Consider the following 17,271-nt stretch of genomic DNA (forward strand, 5'->3'; position numbering starts at 1 on the left):
GTGATTGAGAGATACAGAGATTTAGTTGTAATTTATGAAAATGATGTAGCATATGTGATATCTTGTGACAGCCTTGGAGCAATAGGGAATAAAGAGAATGATGTGTTAAAAGTTGATGAAGAGATTGTAGGGAGAACTACTTTAAAAGTGGCTCTTTCGGAAGTACTATGTGTAGGAGCAAAACCTTTAGTCATATCAGATACTTTATCTGTTGAAATGAATCCAACAGGGCAAAAAATTTTAAAAGGCATAAAAAATGAGCTTGAGGAGAACGGGCTTTCAGGCGTAGTTTTTACAGGAAGTACTGAAGAAAATTTCCTTACATCTATGACAGGTATAGGGATTACAGTAATAGCAAAAGCAAATATTGGGGACTTAAAGATAAAAAAAGTCAAAGCAGGTATGCATGTTTCTCTTTTAGGTTATCCACGTGTAGGAAGTGAAGTTTTAGGAGCAAAAGATGTTCTTAATTTAAGTGATTATATAAAGATTTCTAATTCCAATAAAATAGTGGAAGCAATACCTGTTGGTTCAAAAGGGATAAAATATGAAATTGGCATATTAGAGAAGATATCAGGATTAAAGGTGGAGGCGAATTTTCCACAACATTTTGATGTATTAAAATCAGGGGGGCCTTCTACCTGTTGCCTTGTAGTCCACAGTGAGGAAGATACAGCCTCTATTAAAGGACTGACAGATAAACCTTTAACATATGTCGGAGTGCTGGTTTAGCGTAAATGAAAGAAGGTGTTTCAATGAAACCTTATGAGCATGGCGGAAATGTTTATGACTATGAAAGAGAAATAATCGATTTTAGTTCAAATATAAATCCTCTTGGGGTTCCGGAATGGATTTTTGATATTATCAAAAAAGTTGATTTAACGAAATATCCGGATATAAAATATCGAAAACTTAAAGAGGCTATTTCACAGTATGTGGGATATTCGCAAGAAAATATAATTGTTGGGAATGGGGCGACAGAGCTCATACATCTTTTTGTAAGAGCATTTAAGGTGAAAAGACCCCTCATTCCGTCTCCTGCTTTTTTGGAATATGAAAGAGCAGTTCACATAAACGGTGGTGAACCGATATATTTCAGGTTGGAAGAAGACTATGGATTTAAAATGAATCTCGCAAAGCTTCTTTCACAAATGGAAGAGGCGGATTCTTTAATCATTGGGAATCCTAACAATCCTACAGGACAAGCCATAATTAGAGAGGAAATAGGAATTTTATTAAAAAAAGCGGAGATTTTGAACATACCTGTCATGATAGATGAAGCTTTTATTGAATTTATGAAAGACTATAAAAATTATGAAGCTTTATCTCTTGCAAAAAAGCATGATAAATTGTTTGTTGTAAGAGCTGTCACAAAATTTTTTGGCATGCCGGGGTTGAGGTTGGGGTACGGGATTGGAAGTCCTTCTTTGATACAAAAATTAGAAGAATATAAAGAACCTTGGACAGTAAATGCTTTTGCAGATGCTGTGGGGAGAGAAATATTTAAAGATGAAGCTTATATAGAAAAAACAAGGGAATATGTAAATAAAGAAATAGAGTATATGCTTTATACTTTAAGAAAAATTGATTATTTAGTTACTTTTGATACAAAAGTAAATTTTATATTGTTAAAGTTAAGAACAGGAAGGGTAAATGACCTTAAACAAATACTTCTAAAAAAAGGAATTCTCATAAGAGATGCTTCTAATTTTAGGTATCTGGACAAAAACTTTTTTAGAGTTGCTATAAAAAGACATGAAGATAATGAAAAATTGATACAGGCTTTGAAAGAAATAGATATAAAAGATTTAGTAGAAGATAAAGAAAGGATTGTAACATAATGAGCCTTGTTATGATCACAGGTGGTGCAAGGTCTGGCAAAAGTGAATTTGCTGAAAAATTGGCTTTAGAAAAAGGAGGAAACAGTGTCCTTTATATAGCTACTTCTATTCCTTTTGACGAAGAAATGAAGGAAAGAGTTAAAAGGCATAAAGAGAGAAGGCCACCTTTTTGGCAGACAAAAGAAGTCTACAAAAATTTATATGACGTAATATCAAAAAACAATGCCAAAGTCATATTGATTGACTGCCTTACAGTTATGATTACAAACCTATTAATGGAAGTTGACTTAACATGGGAAAAAGTAGAGTTGAAGGAGATTGATAACATAGAAAAGCAAATTGCTGACGAAGTAGATAAGATATTAAGTGCTAAGAAGGATTTTAAAGGAGATATAATTCTTGTGACAAATGAAGTTGGAATGGGATTAGTGCCCGAATACAAACTGGGCAGGATATTTAGAGATATAGCAGGCAGGATGAATAAAAAAGTGGCAGATGTTGCAGATGAAGTTTATTTAATGATTTCAGGAATACCTCTTAAAATAAAGGGATGATTGAAAGGGATGCAACATTTTTATGGAAGAAATTAAAAGATTGGTACTTGCGATGCAATTTATGACACGCCTTCCTATACCAATAGAAGTTGATTTTGAAAAAAGAGAGTTTTATAGAATAGCATCTTATTTTCCAATAGTCGGAATTGTTATAGGAGGTATCCTTTCACTCTTGTATATTGCTTTAAAGGATTTCTTTTCCCGGGAAATTGTAATGACTTTTATTGTAGCTTTTTCTTATGTTTTAACAGGAGCAATGCATATTGACGGGCTTGCAGATACTTTTGATGGCCTTTTTAGCAATAAGGATAAAAGTAAAATACTGGAGATAATGAGAGATTCAAGGCTTGGCACGAATGGAGTCCTAGCTTTAGTTTTTATGGTTGTTTTAAAAATATTATTCCTCACCAAAATACACGAAAATATTACTTTAACAACACTTTTAATTACTCCAATTATTGGGAGATTGTCAATTGTATTTTCTATGATGATAAGTAAATCTGCAAGAGGTAGAGAAGGCCTTGGAGGACTCATGCTGGGTAAAGTAGGGATAAGGGAATTTGCCATTGCTTTTGTTATTTCAATTGCTACAAGCTATTTTATAATGCCTTTAGCGGTTTTTGTAAAAATACTTACTATATCGCTTTTTGTTACTTATATTGTATCAAAGTATATTTCGCTGAGAATAGGTGGTATGACTGGGGATGCTCTCGGTACAGTAAATGAATTGGCAGAGCTTACTGCACTCATTTGCTTTGAAAGTATGTCATTATAAGAAAGGAGAGATTTTTATGGAAAAAGGATTATTAATAATAGCACATGGAAGTCGTGTTGAAGAAACGAAGGAAGCAGTATACCAAGTTATAAATAAAATAAAGAGCTTCAAAATATACAAAGACGTAAAAGCAGGTTTTATGGAATTTAACCAGCCTGATATATCTACTTCCATAAGAGAATTTGTCCAAGAAGGAATTTACGATATCATAGCAGTTCCTATGTTTTTATTTGAAGGAAACCATGTGTTACATGATATACCGGAGGTTTTTGGAAAAGAAAAAGAAAAATATCCGGGTTTAAAGATTAAGTTTGCAAAGTCTATAGGGTATGATGACAGGATCGTAGATATAATGCTTGAAAGAGCGAAAGAGGTAGAATAAAAGTGGGAAAGGGTTGTTTTTTATGAATTATATAACTGACCCTAAAGAGATTGAGAAGAGAAGTTTTGAAATAATAAATAAAAATATTGACGAGATGAAGTTTGAAAAAAGAGAACTTATGATTGTAAAAAGAGTAATTCATGCGACGGCAGACTTTGATTTTGCTCACATAATAAAAATCTCTGATGGGGCAATAGATGCAGGTTTAAAAGCCTTAAAAGAGGGATGTACAATTGTTACAGATACAAAAATGGCTGAAGTGGGAATAAACAAAAAGGCTTTAAAATCTATAGGAGCAAGTGTCAAATGTTACATTGATATGCCACAAGTAGAGGAGCTTTCAAAAACGTACGGCATTACAAGGTCAATGGCATCAATGGTTATAGCTTCAAAAAATAGAAGAAACAAGATATTTGCTATTGGTAACGCTCCAACAGCCCTTTTTAAACTTTGTGAACTCATAAATTCCGGTGAAATAAAGCCTTATTTGATAATTGGCGTTCCTGTCGGTTTTGTTGGAGCACAAGAAGCAAAAGAAGAAGTGAAAAAACTTGGAGTGCCCTACATAATAACGGAAGGAAGAAAAGGTGGAAGTACAATAGCGGCAGCTATAGTCAATGCTCTTTTGTACATGATGGGTGATTGATACAAAAGACAGGCGCAAAAGTGGGTGGAATTATGGAAGTGTATACAATTAAAGAAGGTAAAAAGCTGAGATACGGCTATACTACTGGCTCGTGTGCGGCTGCTGCCTCAAAAGCCGCTACCTACATGCTTTTTACAGGAGAGAAAATAGACACTGTAGAGATAGATACACCAAAGGGGTGGCACCTTATACTTGATGTTTTAGATGTGACGTCAGGAGAAGGGTGGGTAAAATGTGGCATAAGAAAAGACGGCGGTGATGACCCTGATGTAACTCACGGGCTTATAATATATTCAAAAGTGGAATTAAAAGAGAGAGAAGGAATTGACGTTTACGGAGGAGAGGGAGTAGGAGTTGTCACAAAACCGGGGCTACCCGTAAGCCCTGGGAAACCTGCTATTAATCCTGTTCCAATGTCCATGATTTTAAATGAAGTCAAAAAAGTATTACCAGAAGGGAAAGGTGTAAAAATTACTATAAGCGTGCCAGGTGGTGAAAAGGTGGCTTTAAAAACTTTTAATCCGCGGCTTGGGATAGTTGGAGGAATATCAATACTTGGTACCTCAGGAATTGTAGAGCCTATGTCGGAGGAAGCTTTAAAAGCTTCTCTTGAGTTAGAACTTTCTATTCTTTCTGCCGAGGGACATAAAAAGATAGTTTTTGCTCCAGGAAATTACGGCAAAGATTATGCTATGAAAGAAGGCCTTGAAGAGAGGCTTATCATATCTTATGGGAATTTCTTAGGATTTATGCTGGAAAAAGCAGTAGAGTATGGATTTACACATGTGGTGTTGGCAGGACATATAGGTAAACTCGTAAAAGTAGCAGCAGGAATATTTAATACCCACAGCCATGTTGCAGATGCGAGAGCAGAAATAATGGCGGCTTATGTAGCCCATTTTGGTGCAGATAAAAAGACTGTTGACGAAGTTCTGGATTCAAATACAACTGAAGAAGCCCTCGATATAATAGAAAAGGCGGGAGTCAATATAAAAGACTTTAGTCAGTTTATTGCTGACAGGGTATACATGAAATGTAAGCAGTATGTTTACGATAAATTAAATATCGAAGTTCACCTCATTTCATTGAAAAGAGGCATTATTGCAAAAGCAGGGGAGAAAGTAGAATGGTGACGATTGTGGGAATAGGGCCGGGAAACAAAAAATTCATTACCCCCTATGCACTTGAGAAAATAAAAAGAGCGGATGTGCTAGTGGGAGGCAGGCGCCATCTCAAGGAATTTGAAGATATTGATTGTGAAAAGATTGTGATAAACGCTTCAACAGATTACCAAAGTATACTAAGCAGAGAAGGCAATATTGTCATTTTGGCATCGGGAGAACCTTCTTTGTACGGCATAACCGAAGTGATTTTAAAATATGTGGACAAAAGCCAATTAGAAATAATTCCAGGCATAAGCTCAATACAATACATGTGTGCAAGACTTAAAATAACAATGAATGATTTGACAGTGGTAAGCTTGCACGGCCGCAGTGAGGATTTAGTAAAAAAAGTAAAAGAAAATAAAAAAGTCGCTATTTTTACTGATGATACACATACGCCACAATTTATTGCAGCTTTATTGAAAAAGGAACATTTGCATGACAGAAAAATACACGTTGGTGAAAATCTGTCTTATGACATCGAGAGGATTTACTCTTTTACAGTAGAGGAACTTTTAAACTGTAATAAAAAATTTGATTTAAATGTAGTGGTGATAACATGCGGCAATACATGACACCGGGAATTTCCGATGAATATTTTATAAGAGGCAATGTACCTATGACAAAAGAAGAGATACGAGCTTTGTCAATATCTAAGTTGAGGCTTAAAGAAGACAGCATAATATGGGATATTGGCGCAGGTACAGGTTCTGTTTCTATTGAGGCTGCTTTAATATCAAAAAAAGGTGTTGTTTACTCTATAGAAAAAGAAGAAGATGGGATAAGACTTATAAATGAAAACATCAAAAGATTTAATGTAGAAAATATTATTGTTGTGGCTGGTGAAGCGCCTGACGCCCTTTTAGATTTGCCATCTCCTGATAGGATATTTATTGGAGGTACAGGGGATAAAATGTATCAAATATTCCAGACTGCTATAACTAAATTAAAAAGAGAGGGAATAATCGTAGTTAATGGGATTACGCTGGATACAGCATATTCAGCTAATCATTATTTTAAACAAAAAGGATATAAAGTTGAAACGATATGTGTAAATATTTCTGTTTCAAAAGAAGCAGGAAATAAAACGATGATGATAGCAAGAAATCCTGTTTACATAATAACGGCGAAAAGAGAGGGATAGAATGGCAAAATTATACGGCATAGGAGTAGGACCGGGGGAGGAAAGCCTCATTACTTTAAAAGCTGTAAAAATACTTCAAAAGGTAGATGTGGTGATAGCACCTTCAAGTAAAGGAGAAGGAAGTATTGCTTATGAGATTGCAAAGCCTTATATAAAAGGCGATGTAGTATTTATGGAATTTCCCATGACCTACTCAAAAGAAGACCTCAAAACAAAGTGGGAAGAAAATGTTAAAAAAATCAAAGAGTTGCTTGATGAGGGGAAAGACGTAGCTTTTATAACAATAGGAGACCCCATGATTTACAGCACTTACATATACATTTTAAAAGGAATTGAGGATTACGAAGTAGAGACGATTCCTGGAATTACTTCCTATAGTGCAGCCGCCTCAAGGTTAAATATCCCAATTGCGGAGGGAAACGAGACTTTTGCAGTGATTTCATCAGGAAATGTGACGGAAATTTCAAAAGCTCTTGCTATGTTTGACAACGTGGTATTAATGAAAATTTCGAGAAGATACAAAGAAATAGTAAATCTTCTAAAAGAAAAAAGCTTCAAAGGATACCTTGTGATAAAGTGCGGTCATAAAAAGGAAAAAATATCCTACGACCTTGATAGATATATAGGGAAAAAGATAGATTATTTGTCACTCATTATTGCAAAGAAGGTGAAGTAGCCGTGATTTATTTTATTGGTGCAGGACCAGGAGACCCTGAACTTATAACATTAAAGGGGATGAAAATAATACAAGCTTGTGATGTCATCATATACGCAGGGTCACTTGTCAATAAAGAGATATTGAAATACGCAAAACCAGAGGCTGAAATTTACGATAGCGCTTTAATGAACCTTGATGAAATAATTGAGCTTATGGTAAAATCTCACAATGAGAGGAAAGATATGGCAAGAATACACACAGGAGACCCTGCTATTTATGGTGCCATACATGAACAGATTAAAAGGCTGGAAGAGAAAAATATAGATTATGAAGTAATTCCCGGTGTTAGTTCTTTTTTGGCAGCGGCGGCAGTTTTGAAAAAAGAGCTAACGATTCCTGAAATAACCCAGACGGTGATTATAACACGAATAGGAGGAAGGACAAAAGTACCTCCAAAAGAAGACTTAAAAGATTTATCCCGCCATAAAGCTACAATGGCGATATTTTTAAGCGTGCAGGACATTGACAATGTCGTTTTAGAGCTGAAAGAGGGTTATGAAGAGACTACTCCTGTTGCAGTTGTATATAAAGCTACTTGGGAAGACCAAATGATTGTTACAGGTACTCTCAATGACATTTCACAAAAGGTCAAATCAAAAGGAATAAATAAAACAGCCATGATACTTGTAGGAGATTTTTTAAAAGATGTAAAGTCTTATTCAAAGCTTTATGATAGGGAATTTTCTCATAGCTTCAGGAAGAAGGAAGATTTATGAGAATAGCGATAATCGCTCTTACAAAAAACGCATCAAAGTTGGCGAATGAGATTGGCACAAAATTAAAAGGGGATGTGTATGTAAAAGAAAAATACACAACCCCTGAAGACTACGCAATAGAAGGAGATTTTATAGAATTTGTCCATAAAATATTTAGAAAATATCAAGGGTTGGTCTTTGTAATGGCTACAGGGATTGTGGTAAGGACAATTGCAGGGGTTGTGAAGGATAAATTTACCGACCCTGCTGTTGTGGTAGTAGACGAAAAAGGGAAGTTTGCCATAAGCCTTTTGTCCGGGCATGTGGGAGGTGCAAACAGACTTGCGCTCAAAGTGGCTTCTATAATTGGAGCGCAGCCTGTCATAACAACTGCAACAGATGTAGAGGGAGTCATATCCCTTGACGTTATTGCTAAGGACTACGGGTACCAAATTGAAAATAAAGAAGATTTGAAAAAGGTTAGCGCTGCCCTTGTAAATGGAGAAAATGTACGTTTTATTCTTGATGAAGATGTAGAGAAAATACCTTTGCTAAAAGATTATGTAAAAAATGAAGATGACCGTCAAGTTGACGCTTTTGTTTACATAACTGACAAAGAAATAAAAAAACCGTTAGAAAAACCTTATGTCATATTAAGGCCTAAAAATATAGTTATTGGCTTAGGATGCAAAAAAGGAATAACTTTTGAGGATTTGTTTTTCTTTGTCAGTGAAACCTTTAAAAAGTTAAATTTAACCTTAAAAAGCGTCGAGTCAATTGCTACTATAAATATAAAAAAAGAAGAAAAAGGGATACAGCAGTTGGCAAAATTTTTGAAAATTCCTCTTGTGTTTTACACAAAAGAGAATTTAAAAAAAGTAGAAGATAAATTTCCTATCTCGGATTTTGTTTTTCATACCGTGGGAGTTGGAAGTGTTGCAAGGCCTTCTGCTTATTTAGCTAGTAGCGGTGGCAAAGAGATAGCATATCTTAAGAAGAATGGGATGACACTTGCCATATATAAGAAAGAAGGATTGAAATGGGATGGATTAAAGTCGTGGGAATAGGTCCCGGTGATATAAATGACATGACTCTTAAAGCCTGCAATGCCTTAAAAGAATGTGATGTAGTCGTAGGATATACTACTTATATAAATCTTATTAAACCTTTAATTAAGGACAAAGAGGTAATTTCATTAGGGATGAGAAAAGAAATTGACAGGGCTAAAAAAGCTGTTGAGTTAGCTTTGCAAGGTAAAAATGTGTGCATTGTGTCAAGCGGTGATGCAGGCATATATGGCATGGCAGGGCTTATGTATGAGGTTGTCCATAAAGAAAACTTAGATTTAAAAATAGAAGTAATACCAGGAGTAACTGCTCTAAGTGCTGCGGCAGCTATACTGGGAGCACCTGTAATGCAGGATTTTGCAGTTATAAGTCTTTCAGACCACTTGGTACCTTGGCAGGTGATAGAAAAAAGATTGGCTCTTTCAGCACAAGCTGATTTTGTAATTGTCCTTTACAACCCTAAGAGCAAAGAAAGGCCGGAAAATCTTATGAAAGCCCAGAAAATTATTATGAAATACAAAAAAGAGGATATCCCTGTAGGAATAGTGAAAAATGCTTCAAGAGAGGGACAACAAGTGATAATCACCACTTTAAAAGAAATGGCAAATTATGAAATTGACATGAGGACGATTGTAATAATAGGGAATGAAAGTACTTATGTAGAAAATGGTAAAATGGTAACGCCGAGGGGATATGTACTGTGATACTGGTTTTGGCAGGTACAAAAGACGGAAGGGAGATTGCAGAAAGATTAAAGTTTAAAGGTTTTGAGGTTATAGCAAGTACAGTTACAGATTATGGTGCAAGTCTTTTTAGTGAGGGAATTAAAGTTCACAAAGGGGCAATGGATGAACTAAGCCTCGTTAATTTTATTTATAAAAACAATATAGACATTGTAGTTGACGCAACTCATCCTTTTGCAAAAGATGTAAGCATAAATGCTATAAATGCCTGTAACAAAACTGGTATCAAGTATATAAGGCATGAAAGAGAAAGTCTATATTACTACAATGCCATTGTAGTTAAAAGTTTTGAAGAGGCAGCAGAAGAATGTAAAAAATACGACAGCATTTTTTTGACTGTAGGTAGTAAAAACCTCGAAAAATTTAGGGGTCTCTGGGAAATAGGAAAAAAGGTGACGGCAAGAGTGCTTCCTTTAAGTAACGTCATAAAAAAGTGTGAAGATTTAGGATTAAAACCCAAAGATATAATAGCGATGGAGGGTCCTTTTACCAAAGAACTTAATTATCAAATGTTTAAAGAAAGAAATGCGGAAGTGGTTGTGACAAAAGATAGTGGTATTGTGGGAGGAGTATTAGAAAAGTTTGAAGCTGCTAAAATGCTGGGTATTCCTGTTATCCTTATAAAAAGGCCTGATATAAATTATCCTGTTGTAGTAACAGATGTTGATAGTCTCATAAATGAGGTGACAAAAATTGGACATAAACAATATTAAAATGGTGGGAGTAGATAAGGATACTCCTTTAGAATTGAGAGAAAAAGTTTCTTTTAAAGATATTGGAAAGGCATTAATAAAATTAAAAGAGTTGGGACTGGAGGAGGTTGTAATACTTTCCACCTGTCACAGAAGTGAAATTTACTTTTGTTCACAAAAAATATCCACGGATGAAGTAAAAGATTTTTTCATAAATTACTTTGGCTTAAAAGAAGATTTCATAAAATATTTAAGGCAAATTTACGGACTTGATGCAGTGGAACACATTTTTAGAGTTGCCTGTGGACTTGAATCTATGGTAGTAGGTGAAGACCAAATATTGTCACAGGTGAAGGAGGCTATAGATACCGCACAGGCTTTCAACTCTTCCGGAAAGATACTTTTTAAACTTTTTAGAGATGCAGTAACTCTTGGGAAAAAAGCTCGTACAGATACGGGTATAAAAGATCTGGCTTTGTCTATAAGCTATATTGCAGTTAAATTTGTTCAAGAAGTATTTGAGGATATAAAAGGCAAAAAGGCTTTTGTGATAGGTCTTGGCGAGATGGGGCAAAATGCTATGAAAAATCTCATAGATAAGGGTGCTGATGTATTTGTTACAAACAGGACTTTTTCAAAAGCTATCCAATTAAAGGAGCGAATTCCGGAGATACATGTCGTGCCTTATGAACAAAAATATCTTTACATTGCCAGTAGTGATATTGTAATAAGTGCCACAAATGCTCCTCATTATACGATAAGTTATGAAAAGTTTAAAGAAGTTTACAATGGAAGAAAAATTTGCATGTTAGATATAGCTCTTCCTAGGGATATAGACCCAAGAATAGGACAAATAGAAGGGGTAAGTCTTTATACTATTGACGATTTAAAAAAGACAGCGGAGGAAAACAAAAAAGAGAGGCTTTTACTCATTCCCGTTATTGAAAAAATGGTGAAAGAGGAAGTGGATGAATTTGAAAAATGGTACAAAACACTTGAAATAGAGCCTTATATAAAAGAAGTAAGTAGATATGCCAATGAAGTTTATAACACAGAATTCCAAAGAATTGTAAATAAATTGACTGACGTATCTGAAAAAGACAAGGAAAATATAAAAATCGCTTTAAAAAGAGTTGCAAATAAAATGGCTAATAAAATGATAACGTACCTTAAAGAAAACGCCTATTAGAATCTGGAGGTAAAGATGAAAAAAGTTATAAAAGTCGGCACAAGGTCAAGTGAATTGGCTTTAAAGCAAACCGCAATGGTTATAAATGAAATAAAAAAATTTAGGCAGGATTTTGAATTTGAAATAGTAAAGATAACCACACAAGGGGATGCATTAATTGACAAACCTGTTAGTGAAATAGGGGGAAAAGGGGTTTTTGTAAAAGAAATAGAAAGTGCATTGCTCAAAGGCGAAATTGACATGGCAGTCCACAGCATGAAGGACATGCCTTATGAAATACCTAAAGGGCTCAAGCTCATGGCAGTTTTAAAAAGAGAAGACCCAAAGGATGTGTTTGTTTCAAGAGATGGTACGCAATTTATGGATTTAAAAGAAGGGGCTAAAATTGGGACCAGCAGTTTAAGAAGGCAAGTGCAGCTTAAAGCTTTAAAGCCAGACATACAGATTGTTCCAATAAGAGGTAATGTGAGGACGAGACTCAAAAAAATGGAAGAACTAAACCTTGATGGCATTGTTTTGGCAGCGGCGGGTTTGCACAGGTTAGGATTTGAGAATGTTATTACTGAGTATTTCCCACTTGATGTAGTTGTGCCGGCACCCTGTCAGGGAATTCTTGCAGTAGAAATTGCGGAAAATTTTGATAATATATTTCAAGAGTTTTATTCCTATATTGTTGATAGAAGAACATTTTTTGAGGCTTCTGTTGAAAGGGAACTTCTAAAAGCTTTTGGAGTTAATTGTAGACAGCCTTTTGGTGCCTATGCCCAATACAGAAAAGAGGAAGACGAAGAGAAAATAAACATAAAAGTTGTTTATCAAAAAGAGGATAAACTTTTAAAAAGTGAAGTGACTGGTTTAATTGACGAAACCGATAAAATGATAGAAAAGCTTATTAAAGAATTTGGAGGTTTATGATGTCAGGGATTGTGTATTTGATAGGAGCAGGACCTGGAGATATTGGGCTTTTGACTTTAAAAGCGGTCGAATTGATAAAAAATGCAGATGTGCTGGTGTATGACAGGCTCATTAATGAAGATATTTTAAAAATGGCAAAAAAGGATGCAGAGCTTATTGATGTGGGAAAGTTTCCGGATAATCACAAGGTACCTCAAAGTAAAATAAACGAAATAATTGCGAAAAAGGCTCTTTCTGGCAAAAAAGTAGCGAGAATTAAAGGAGGAGACCCATTTGTATTCGGAAGAGGTGGCGAAGAGGCTGAATACCTTTCACAAAAAAGAATACCTTATGAGGTAGTGCCAGGCATAACATCTGCAGTGGCTGTCCTATCCTATGCAGGAATTCCTGTAACTCATAGAGATTTAAGCTCTTCATTTCACGTAATAACGGGTCATGAACGGGAAGGAAAAGATAAAAGCCTCAATTGGGAAGTCATATCAAAGCTCGATGGGACACTGGTATTTCTCATGGGGATAAAAAATATAGAAAAAATTGTGCAAAAACTTCTCAATTACGGCAAAGATCCTCATACACCAGCAGCAGTAGTAATGGAAGGCACTACTCCAAAGCAAAAAGTTGTAACTGGGAAACTCATTGATATTCCAAGTCTCGTCCGAAAAGAAGGAATAAAAAATCCCGGAGTTTTTGCTGTAGGAGATGTTGTGGCATTAAGGGATAGATTAAAATGGTACGAAAACAAAAAGCTTTTTGGAAAAAGGATTTTGCTTACAAGGACCTATGAACAGTCACAACAGATGAAAAAAATTTTGAGCGAAGAGGGAGCAGATGTTGTTATTTGTCCTACTATTAAAATCACGCCGTTTTTGAATAACATAGAAATGTTTTTAGAAGAAATACACAAATTTGATTACGCTGTATTTACAAGTGTAAATAGTGTTCGTAGTTTTATTGAAGCTTCCCGAGAAAAAAGGTTTGATTTAAGAAATTTAAGTATTAAAGTAGTAGCAATAGGAAGTAAGACTGCGGAAGCTTTAGAAAATATTTTTATATATCCAGATATAATTCCTGAGGAATACACCTCATACTCTTTGGCAAATGCTCTTAAAAAACATGTTGAAGGGAAAAACATAGTGCTTTTGACTTCTCAGATAGGTGGGGATATATTGATGGAAAGCCTAGGAAATTGCGCTAACGTACAAAAAATTGTTGCATATAAAAATGAACCAAATTATGAAATAAAGGGAAAGCTTATAAGTGAACTCCGCAAAGGAATAGATATTGCTGTATTTACAAGTTCCTCTACTTTTAATTATATGCATCAATTAATAGGAGACGAAATAAATCTTCTAAAAAACTCTAAAATAGCTGCAATAGGACCTGTAACAAAGAAGGCTATAGATGATAAAGGATTTAATGTAGACATAATGCCAAGCGAATACACAACGGAAAAACTTATTGAAGAAATATTAAAAAACTATCAAAACCAATAGAAAGAGGAGATAAAATGGATTTGGTAAAAAGGCCAAGAAGGCTTAGGATAAACAGCATTTTAAGGGATATGATAAGAGAAACTTCTTTAGATGTAGGTGACCTTATATATCCTCTTTTTGTTGTGCCAGGAGATAATATAAAAGAAGAGATAGATTCAATGCCAGGTGTTTACCATTTTTCTATAGATTTGCTTATAGAAGAAGTTAAAGAAGTGCGTGACCTTGGAATTCCTGCTATTTTACTTTTTGGTGTGCCTTCATATAAAGATGAATTCGGGTCAGAGGCTTACAGCGAGGAAGGTATCGTTCAAAAAGCGGTGAGAGAAATAAAAGAAAAAGTGCCAGAAATTGTGGTAATAACAGATGTATGTATGTGTGGGTATACAACTCATGGACACTGTGGCATTGTTGAAAATGGCCAAGTTCTAAATGACAAAACAGTGGACTACATTGCTAAAATAGCCTTGTCCCATGTTGAGGCAGGGGCGGATATTGTAGCGCCTTCTGACATGATGGATGGAAGAGTAGCTGCCATAAGAAAGCTTTTAGATAGTAAAGGATTTGTAAATACACCTATTATGGCTTACAGTGCTAAATACGCTTCCTCTTTTTATGGACCTTTTAGAGAAGCAGCAGATTCTTTCCCACAATTTGGCGACAGAAAGTCTTATCAAATGGACTATGGAAATTCCAATGAAGCCTTAAGAGAAATAGCTCTTGACATTGAAGAAGGAGCAGATATTGTCATGGTAAAGCCGGCACTTTCTTATCTTGATATTATAAGGCGGGTAAAGGATAATTTCAACATTCCTATTGCTGCTTATAATGTAAGTGGAGAATATTCAATGGTAAAGGCGGCAGCTAAGATGGGTTGGATTGATGAAAAATCGGTAGTCTTAGAAATACTCACTTCAATTAAAAGGGCAGGGGCAGATATAGTTATAACCTACTTTGCAAAGGATGTTGCGAAATGGCTTATTACCCTGTAATGCTTAATGTAAAAAACAAAAAATGCCTTGTTGTAGGGGGTGGCAAAGTTGCTCTTAGAAAAATTTTATCTCTTGTTGAAGGAGAAGCTTTAGTTACTGCCATTTCTCCTTCTTTTGATGAAGGAATAATTGAGCTTGCAGCAAAAGAAAAAGTGGAACTTATAAGACGTGAGTATCAACAAGGGGATGTAAGGGGATTTTTTGTTGCGATTGCTGCTACAGATGATGAGAAGGTAAATAAACTTGTGGCGTCAGATGGAGAAAAATACAATGTGCTTGTAAATGTGGTTGATGATAAAGACCTTTCTTCTTTTATTGTACCTGCCATTGTAAAAAGGGGAGACCTAATTATTTCTATATCTACAAGTGGCAAAAGTCCACTTCTTTCGAGAATGATAAAAGAAAAATTGGAGTCAATTTTCAATGATGACTATGAAAAACTATTACAAAAACTATATCAGAAGAGGATGGAATTAAAGGAAAAAGATTTTGCTAAAGAAGAAAAAATGGCTATTTACAGAAAAATTATTAAAAAAAGCGGGCTGTTAAGAGGTGATTCTGTGAAAACTGATAAATCGCAAAAGCTTTTTGAAAAAGCTAAAAAACTTATGCCAGGTGGTGTTAATAGCCCTGTAAGAGCTTTTAAATCAGTAGGAGCTACTCCTGTTTTTATAAAAAAGGGACAAGGAAGTCATATTTGGGATGAAGATGGCAATGAATACATAGACTATGTTCTTTCATGGGGACCGCTAATACTTGGGCATTCACATCCACAGGTGGTAGAAGCTATTAAAAAACAAGCACAACTGGGTACCAGTTTTGGAGCCTGTACAGAGTTGGAAGTTAAGATGGCAGAAAAAATAATTGAGGCTGTTCCATCTATAGAAGTTGTCAGAATGGTGAATTCAGGCACAGAAGCCACTATGAGTGCTATAAGATTGGCAAGGGGATATACGGGCAGAGACATCATTGTAAAATTTGAAGGATGTTATCACGGACATTCTGACAGCCTGCTTATAAAAGCAGGGTCAGGTGCACTTACTTTTGGAATGCCTGATTCAAAGGGCGTAACAAACGAGATAGCAAAGGATACAATTATAGCTAGATATAATGATATCAAAATGGTAGAAGATATTTTTGAAATGTACGGTGAGAACATCGCCGCTGTAATTGTAGAGCCTATTGCAGGTAATATGGGTACAGTTTTACCTGAAGAGGGATTTTTAAAGGGATTGAGAGAGATTACTGCAAAGTATAAATCACTTTTAATTTTTGATGAAGTGATGACAGGTTTTAGAGTGTCTTATTCAGGGGCACAAGGGCTTTACAATATTATGCCTGATATTACTACGCTTGGTAAAATTATTGGTGGAGGTCTTCCTGTTGGTGCCTATGGAGGAAAGGAAGAGATTATGAGAATGATTTCTCCTGATGGACCGGTGTATCAAGCAGGGACTTTGTCTGGCAATCCTCTAGCAATGACAGCAGGCTTTGAGACTTTAAAAATATTATCTGAAACTTCCAATATTTATGAAGAGTTAGACAAGAAAGCAGAAAAATTGTGTAAGGGGCTAAAAGAAAGCATAGTTCAAAATGGAATTGATGTTACAATAAATAGAATAGGCAGCATGATGTGTATGTTTTTTACGAATGATGAAGTAAAAGACTATAACTCTGCTTTAAAATCAAACACTGTTGTGTATGCTGCATATTTTAGAGAAATGCTGAAAAGGGGTGTGTACCTGCCTCCTTCTCAATTTGAGACCTTCTTTTTATCAATGGCTCATACAGAGGAGGATATTGAAAAAACAATTGAGGCTAGTTTTGAAGTTGCAAAAATTATAAGTAAGCAATACAAGGACATTTCTATTCATTGACAACCTATTTATAAAATGATATCCTTTATTTAAAGGGAGAATTGAATAACATGCAAATACAGGTGCCCAATTTTGGAATCCAAATTGGGTTAAAAGGGAAGCAGGTGAAAATCCTGCACGGTCCCGCCACTGTGATGGTGAGCTCTTTACATTATGCCACTGTCTGTCACTCAGCGGAGCACGAATTTAACAAATTATATTTCGTATAAAAACATGCTCCGCTGAGTGACGGATGGGAAGGCGTAAAGAGCAATGAACCTAAGTCAGGAGACCTGCCTGTATTTGTGACACACTTACTCTACGGTCGATAGAGGGGGTGTTATAAAGGGATAAGTATGTGTTTTTTACCTCTTAACGCCGTTGGTAAGTTAAGAGGTTTTCTTTTTAC

The 17,271-nt window shown here is 35.4% G+C and carries 19 protein-coding genes, 1 pseudogene and 1 riboswitch; all 20 genes and pseudogenes read left to right on the forward strand.

Features of this window, described 5'->3' with window-relative positions:
• The 20 genes and pseudogenes from BUB32_RS01445 (at window position 1) to hemL (ending at window position 16,883) form a co-directional block, all read left to right on the forward strand.
• On the forward strand, window positions 1-732 hold the full coding sequence (locus BUB32_RS01445; protein ID WP_072966809.1) for an AIR synthase related protein: 732 nt from the start codon (window positions 1-3) through the stop codon (window positions 730-732).
• Between the two features lie 23 nt (window positions 733-755).
• A complete protein-coding gene (gene cobD, locus BUB32_RS01450; protein ID WP_072966811.1) occupies window positions 756-1,841 on the forward strand; it encodes a threonine-phosphate decarboxylase CobD in 1,086 nt (361 codons plus the stop codon).
• The gene (cobU, locus tag BUB32_RS01455; RefSeq protein ID WP_072966813.1) at window positions 1,841-2,395 is read left to right on the forward strand and encodes a bifunctional adenosylcobinamide kinase/adenosylcobinamide-phosphate guanylyltransferase; all 555 of its coding nucleotides are present in this window, start codon (window positions 1,841-1,843) and stop codon (window positions 2,393-2,395) included. Before cobD ends, cobU begins: the two co-directional genes overlap by 1 nt.
• 22 nt (window positions 2,396-2,417) lie before the next feature.
• Entirely contained in the window at window positions 2,418-3,170 is a 753-nt protein-coding gene (cobS, locus tag BUB32_RS01460; RefSeq protein WP_072966815.1) for an adenosylcobinamide-GDP ribazoletransferase, read from the forward strand.
• Between the two features lie 16 nt (window positions 3,171-3,186).
• Entirely contained in the window at window positions 3,187-3,552 is a 366-nt protein-coding gene (locus BUB32_RS01465) for a sirohydrochlorin chelatase (RefSeq protein WP_072966816.1), read from the forward strand.
• Between the two features lie 22 nt (window positions 3,553-3,574).
• Entirely contained in the window at window positions 3,575-4,198 is a 624-nt protein-coding gene (locus tag BUB32_RS01470; RefSeq protein WP_072966817.1) for a precorrin-8X methylmutase, read from the forward strand.
• A gap of 32 nt (window positions 4,199-4,230) precedes the next feature.
• Window positions 4,231-5,331, forward strand: coding sequence for a cobalt-precorrin-5B (C(1))-methyltransferase CbiD (gene cbiD, locus BUB32_RS01475; protein WP_072966898.1), 1,101 nt, complete (start codon window positions 4,231-4,233; stop codon window positions 5,329-5,331).
• On the forward strand, window positions 5,325-5,936 hold the full coding sequence (gene cbiE, locus BUB32_RS01480) for a precorrin-6y C5,15-methyltransferase (decarboxylating) subunit CbiE (RefSeq protein WP_072966820.1): 612 nt from the start codon (window positions 5,325-5,327) through the stop codon (window positions 5,934-5,936). Before cbiD ends, cbiE begins: the two co-directional genes overlap by 7 nt.
• A complete protein-coding gene (gene cbiT, locus BUB32_RS01485) occupies window positions 5,921-6,505 on the forward strand; it encodes a precorrin-6Y C5,15-methyltransferase (decarboxylating) subunit CbiT (RefSeq protein WP_234949195.1) in 585 nt (194 codons plus the stop codon). Before cbiE ends, cbiT begins: the two co-directional genes overlap by 16 nt.
• A gap of 1 nt (window position 6,506) precedes the next feature.
• Window positions 6,507-7,181, forward strand: a complete 675-nt coding sequence (gene cobI, locus BUB32_RS01490) for a precorrin-2 C(20)-methyltransferase (RefSeq protein WP_072966824.1) — start codon at window positions 6,507-6,509, stop codon at window positions 7,179-7,181.
• A 2-nt stretch (window positions 7,182-7,183) separates the two neighbouring features.
• Window positions 7,184-7,939, forward strand: a complete 756-nt coding sequence (gene cobM, locus BUB32_RS01495; RefSeq protein WP_072966826.1) for a precorrin-4 C(11)-methyltransferase — start codon at window positions 7,184-7,186, stop codon at window positions 7,937-7,939.
• Window positions 7,936-8,985 (forward strand): cobalt-precorrin 5A hydrolase, encoded by a 1,050-nt coding sequence (gene cbiG / locus BUB32_RS01500; RefSeq protein ID WP_072966828.1) that lies wholly within the window; start codon window positions 7,936-7,938, stop codon window positions 8,983-8,985. Before cobM ends, cbiG begins: the two co-directional genes overlap by 4 nt.
• Window positions 8,958-9,689: a precorrin-3B C(17)-methyltransferase gene (gene cobJ / locus BUB32_RS01505; RefSeq protein WP_072966830.1), complete on the forward strand. Its 732-nt coding sequence runs from the start codon at window positions 8,958-8,960 to the stop codon at window positions 9,687-9,689. The genes cbiG and cobJ overlap by 28 nt, the downstream gene beginning before the upstream one ends.
• A complete protein-coding gene (gene cobK, locus BUB32_RS01510) occupies window positions 9,686-10,441 on the forward strand; it encodes a precorrin-6A reductase (protein ID WP_072966832.1) in 756 nt (251 codons plus the stop codon). Before cobJ ends, cobK begins: the two co-directional genes overlap by 4 nt.
• Window positions 10,422-11,609 carry a glutamyl-tRNA reductase gene (hemA, locus tag BUB32_RS01515; protein ID WP_072966834.1) on the forward strand — a complete coding sequence of 396 codons (1,188 nt, stop codon included), beginning with the start codon at window positions 10,422-10,424 and terminating at the stop codon, window positions 11,607-11,609. Before cobK ends, hemA begins: the two co-directional genes overlap by 20 nt.
• 15 nt (window positions 11,610-11,624) lie before the next feature.
• Window positions 11,625-12,524 (forward strand): hydroxymethylbilane synthase, encoded by a 900-nt coding sequence (hemC, locus tag BUB32_RS01520; RefSeq protein ID WP_072966837.1) that lies wholly within the window; start codon window positions 11,625-11,627, stop codon window positions 12,522-12,524.
• Window positions 12,524-14,017, forward strand: a complete 1,494-nt coding sequence (gene cobA, locus BUB32_RS01525) for a uroporphyrinogen-III C-methyltransferase (protein WP_072966838.1) — start codon at window positions 12,524-12,526, stop codon at window positions 14,015-14,017. Before hemC ends, cobA begins: the two co-directional genes overlap by 1 nt.
• 14 nt (window positions 14,018-14,031) lie before the next feature.
• A complete protein-coding gene (hemB, locus tag BUB32_RS01530; protein ID WP_072966840.1) occupies window positions 14,032-15,006 on the forward strand; it encodes a porphobilinogen synthase in 975 nt (324 codons plus the stop codon).
• A pseudogene (locus tag BUB32_RS13025) lies at window positions 15,006-15,443 on the forward strand (precorrin-2 dehydrogenase/sirohydrochlorin ferrochelatase family protein); the annotation flags it as partial. The gene hemB and the pseudogene BUB32_RS13025, both read left to right, overlap by 1 nt.
• Before the next feature lie 123 nt (window positions 15,444-15,566).
• The gene (gene hemL, locus BUB32_RS01535) at window positions 15,567-16,883 is read left to right on the forward strand and encodes a glutamate-1-semialdehyde 2,1-aminomutase (RefSeq protein ID WP_234949204.1); all 1,317 of its coding nucleotides are present in this window, start codon (window positions 15,567-15,569) and stop codon (window positions 16,881-16,883) included.
• Between the two features lie 43 nt (window positions 16,884-16,926).
• Window positions 16,927-17,177, forward strand: a riboswitch (cobalamin riboswitch).
• Window positions 17,178-17,271 lie beyond the last annotated feature (94 nt).

Origin of the sequence: Thermoanaerobacter uzonensis DSM 18761 (assembly GCF_900129115.1) — a bacterium.
Taxonomy (GTDB): domain Bacteria; phylum Bacillota; class Thermoanaerobacteria; order Thermoanaerobacterales; family Thermoanaerobacteraceae; genus Thermoanaerobacter; species Thermoanaerobacter uzonensis.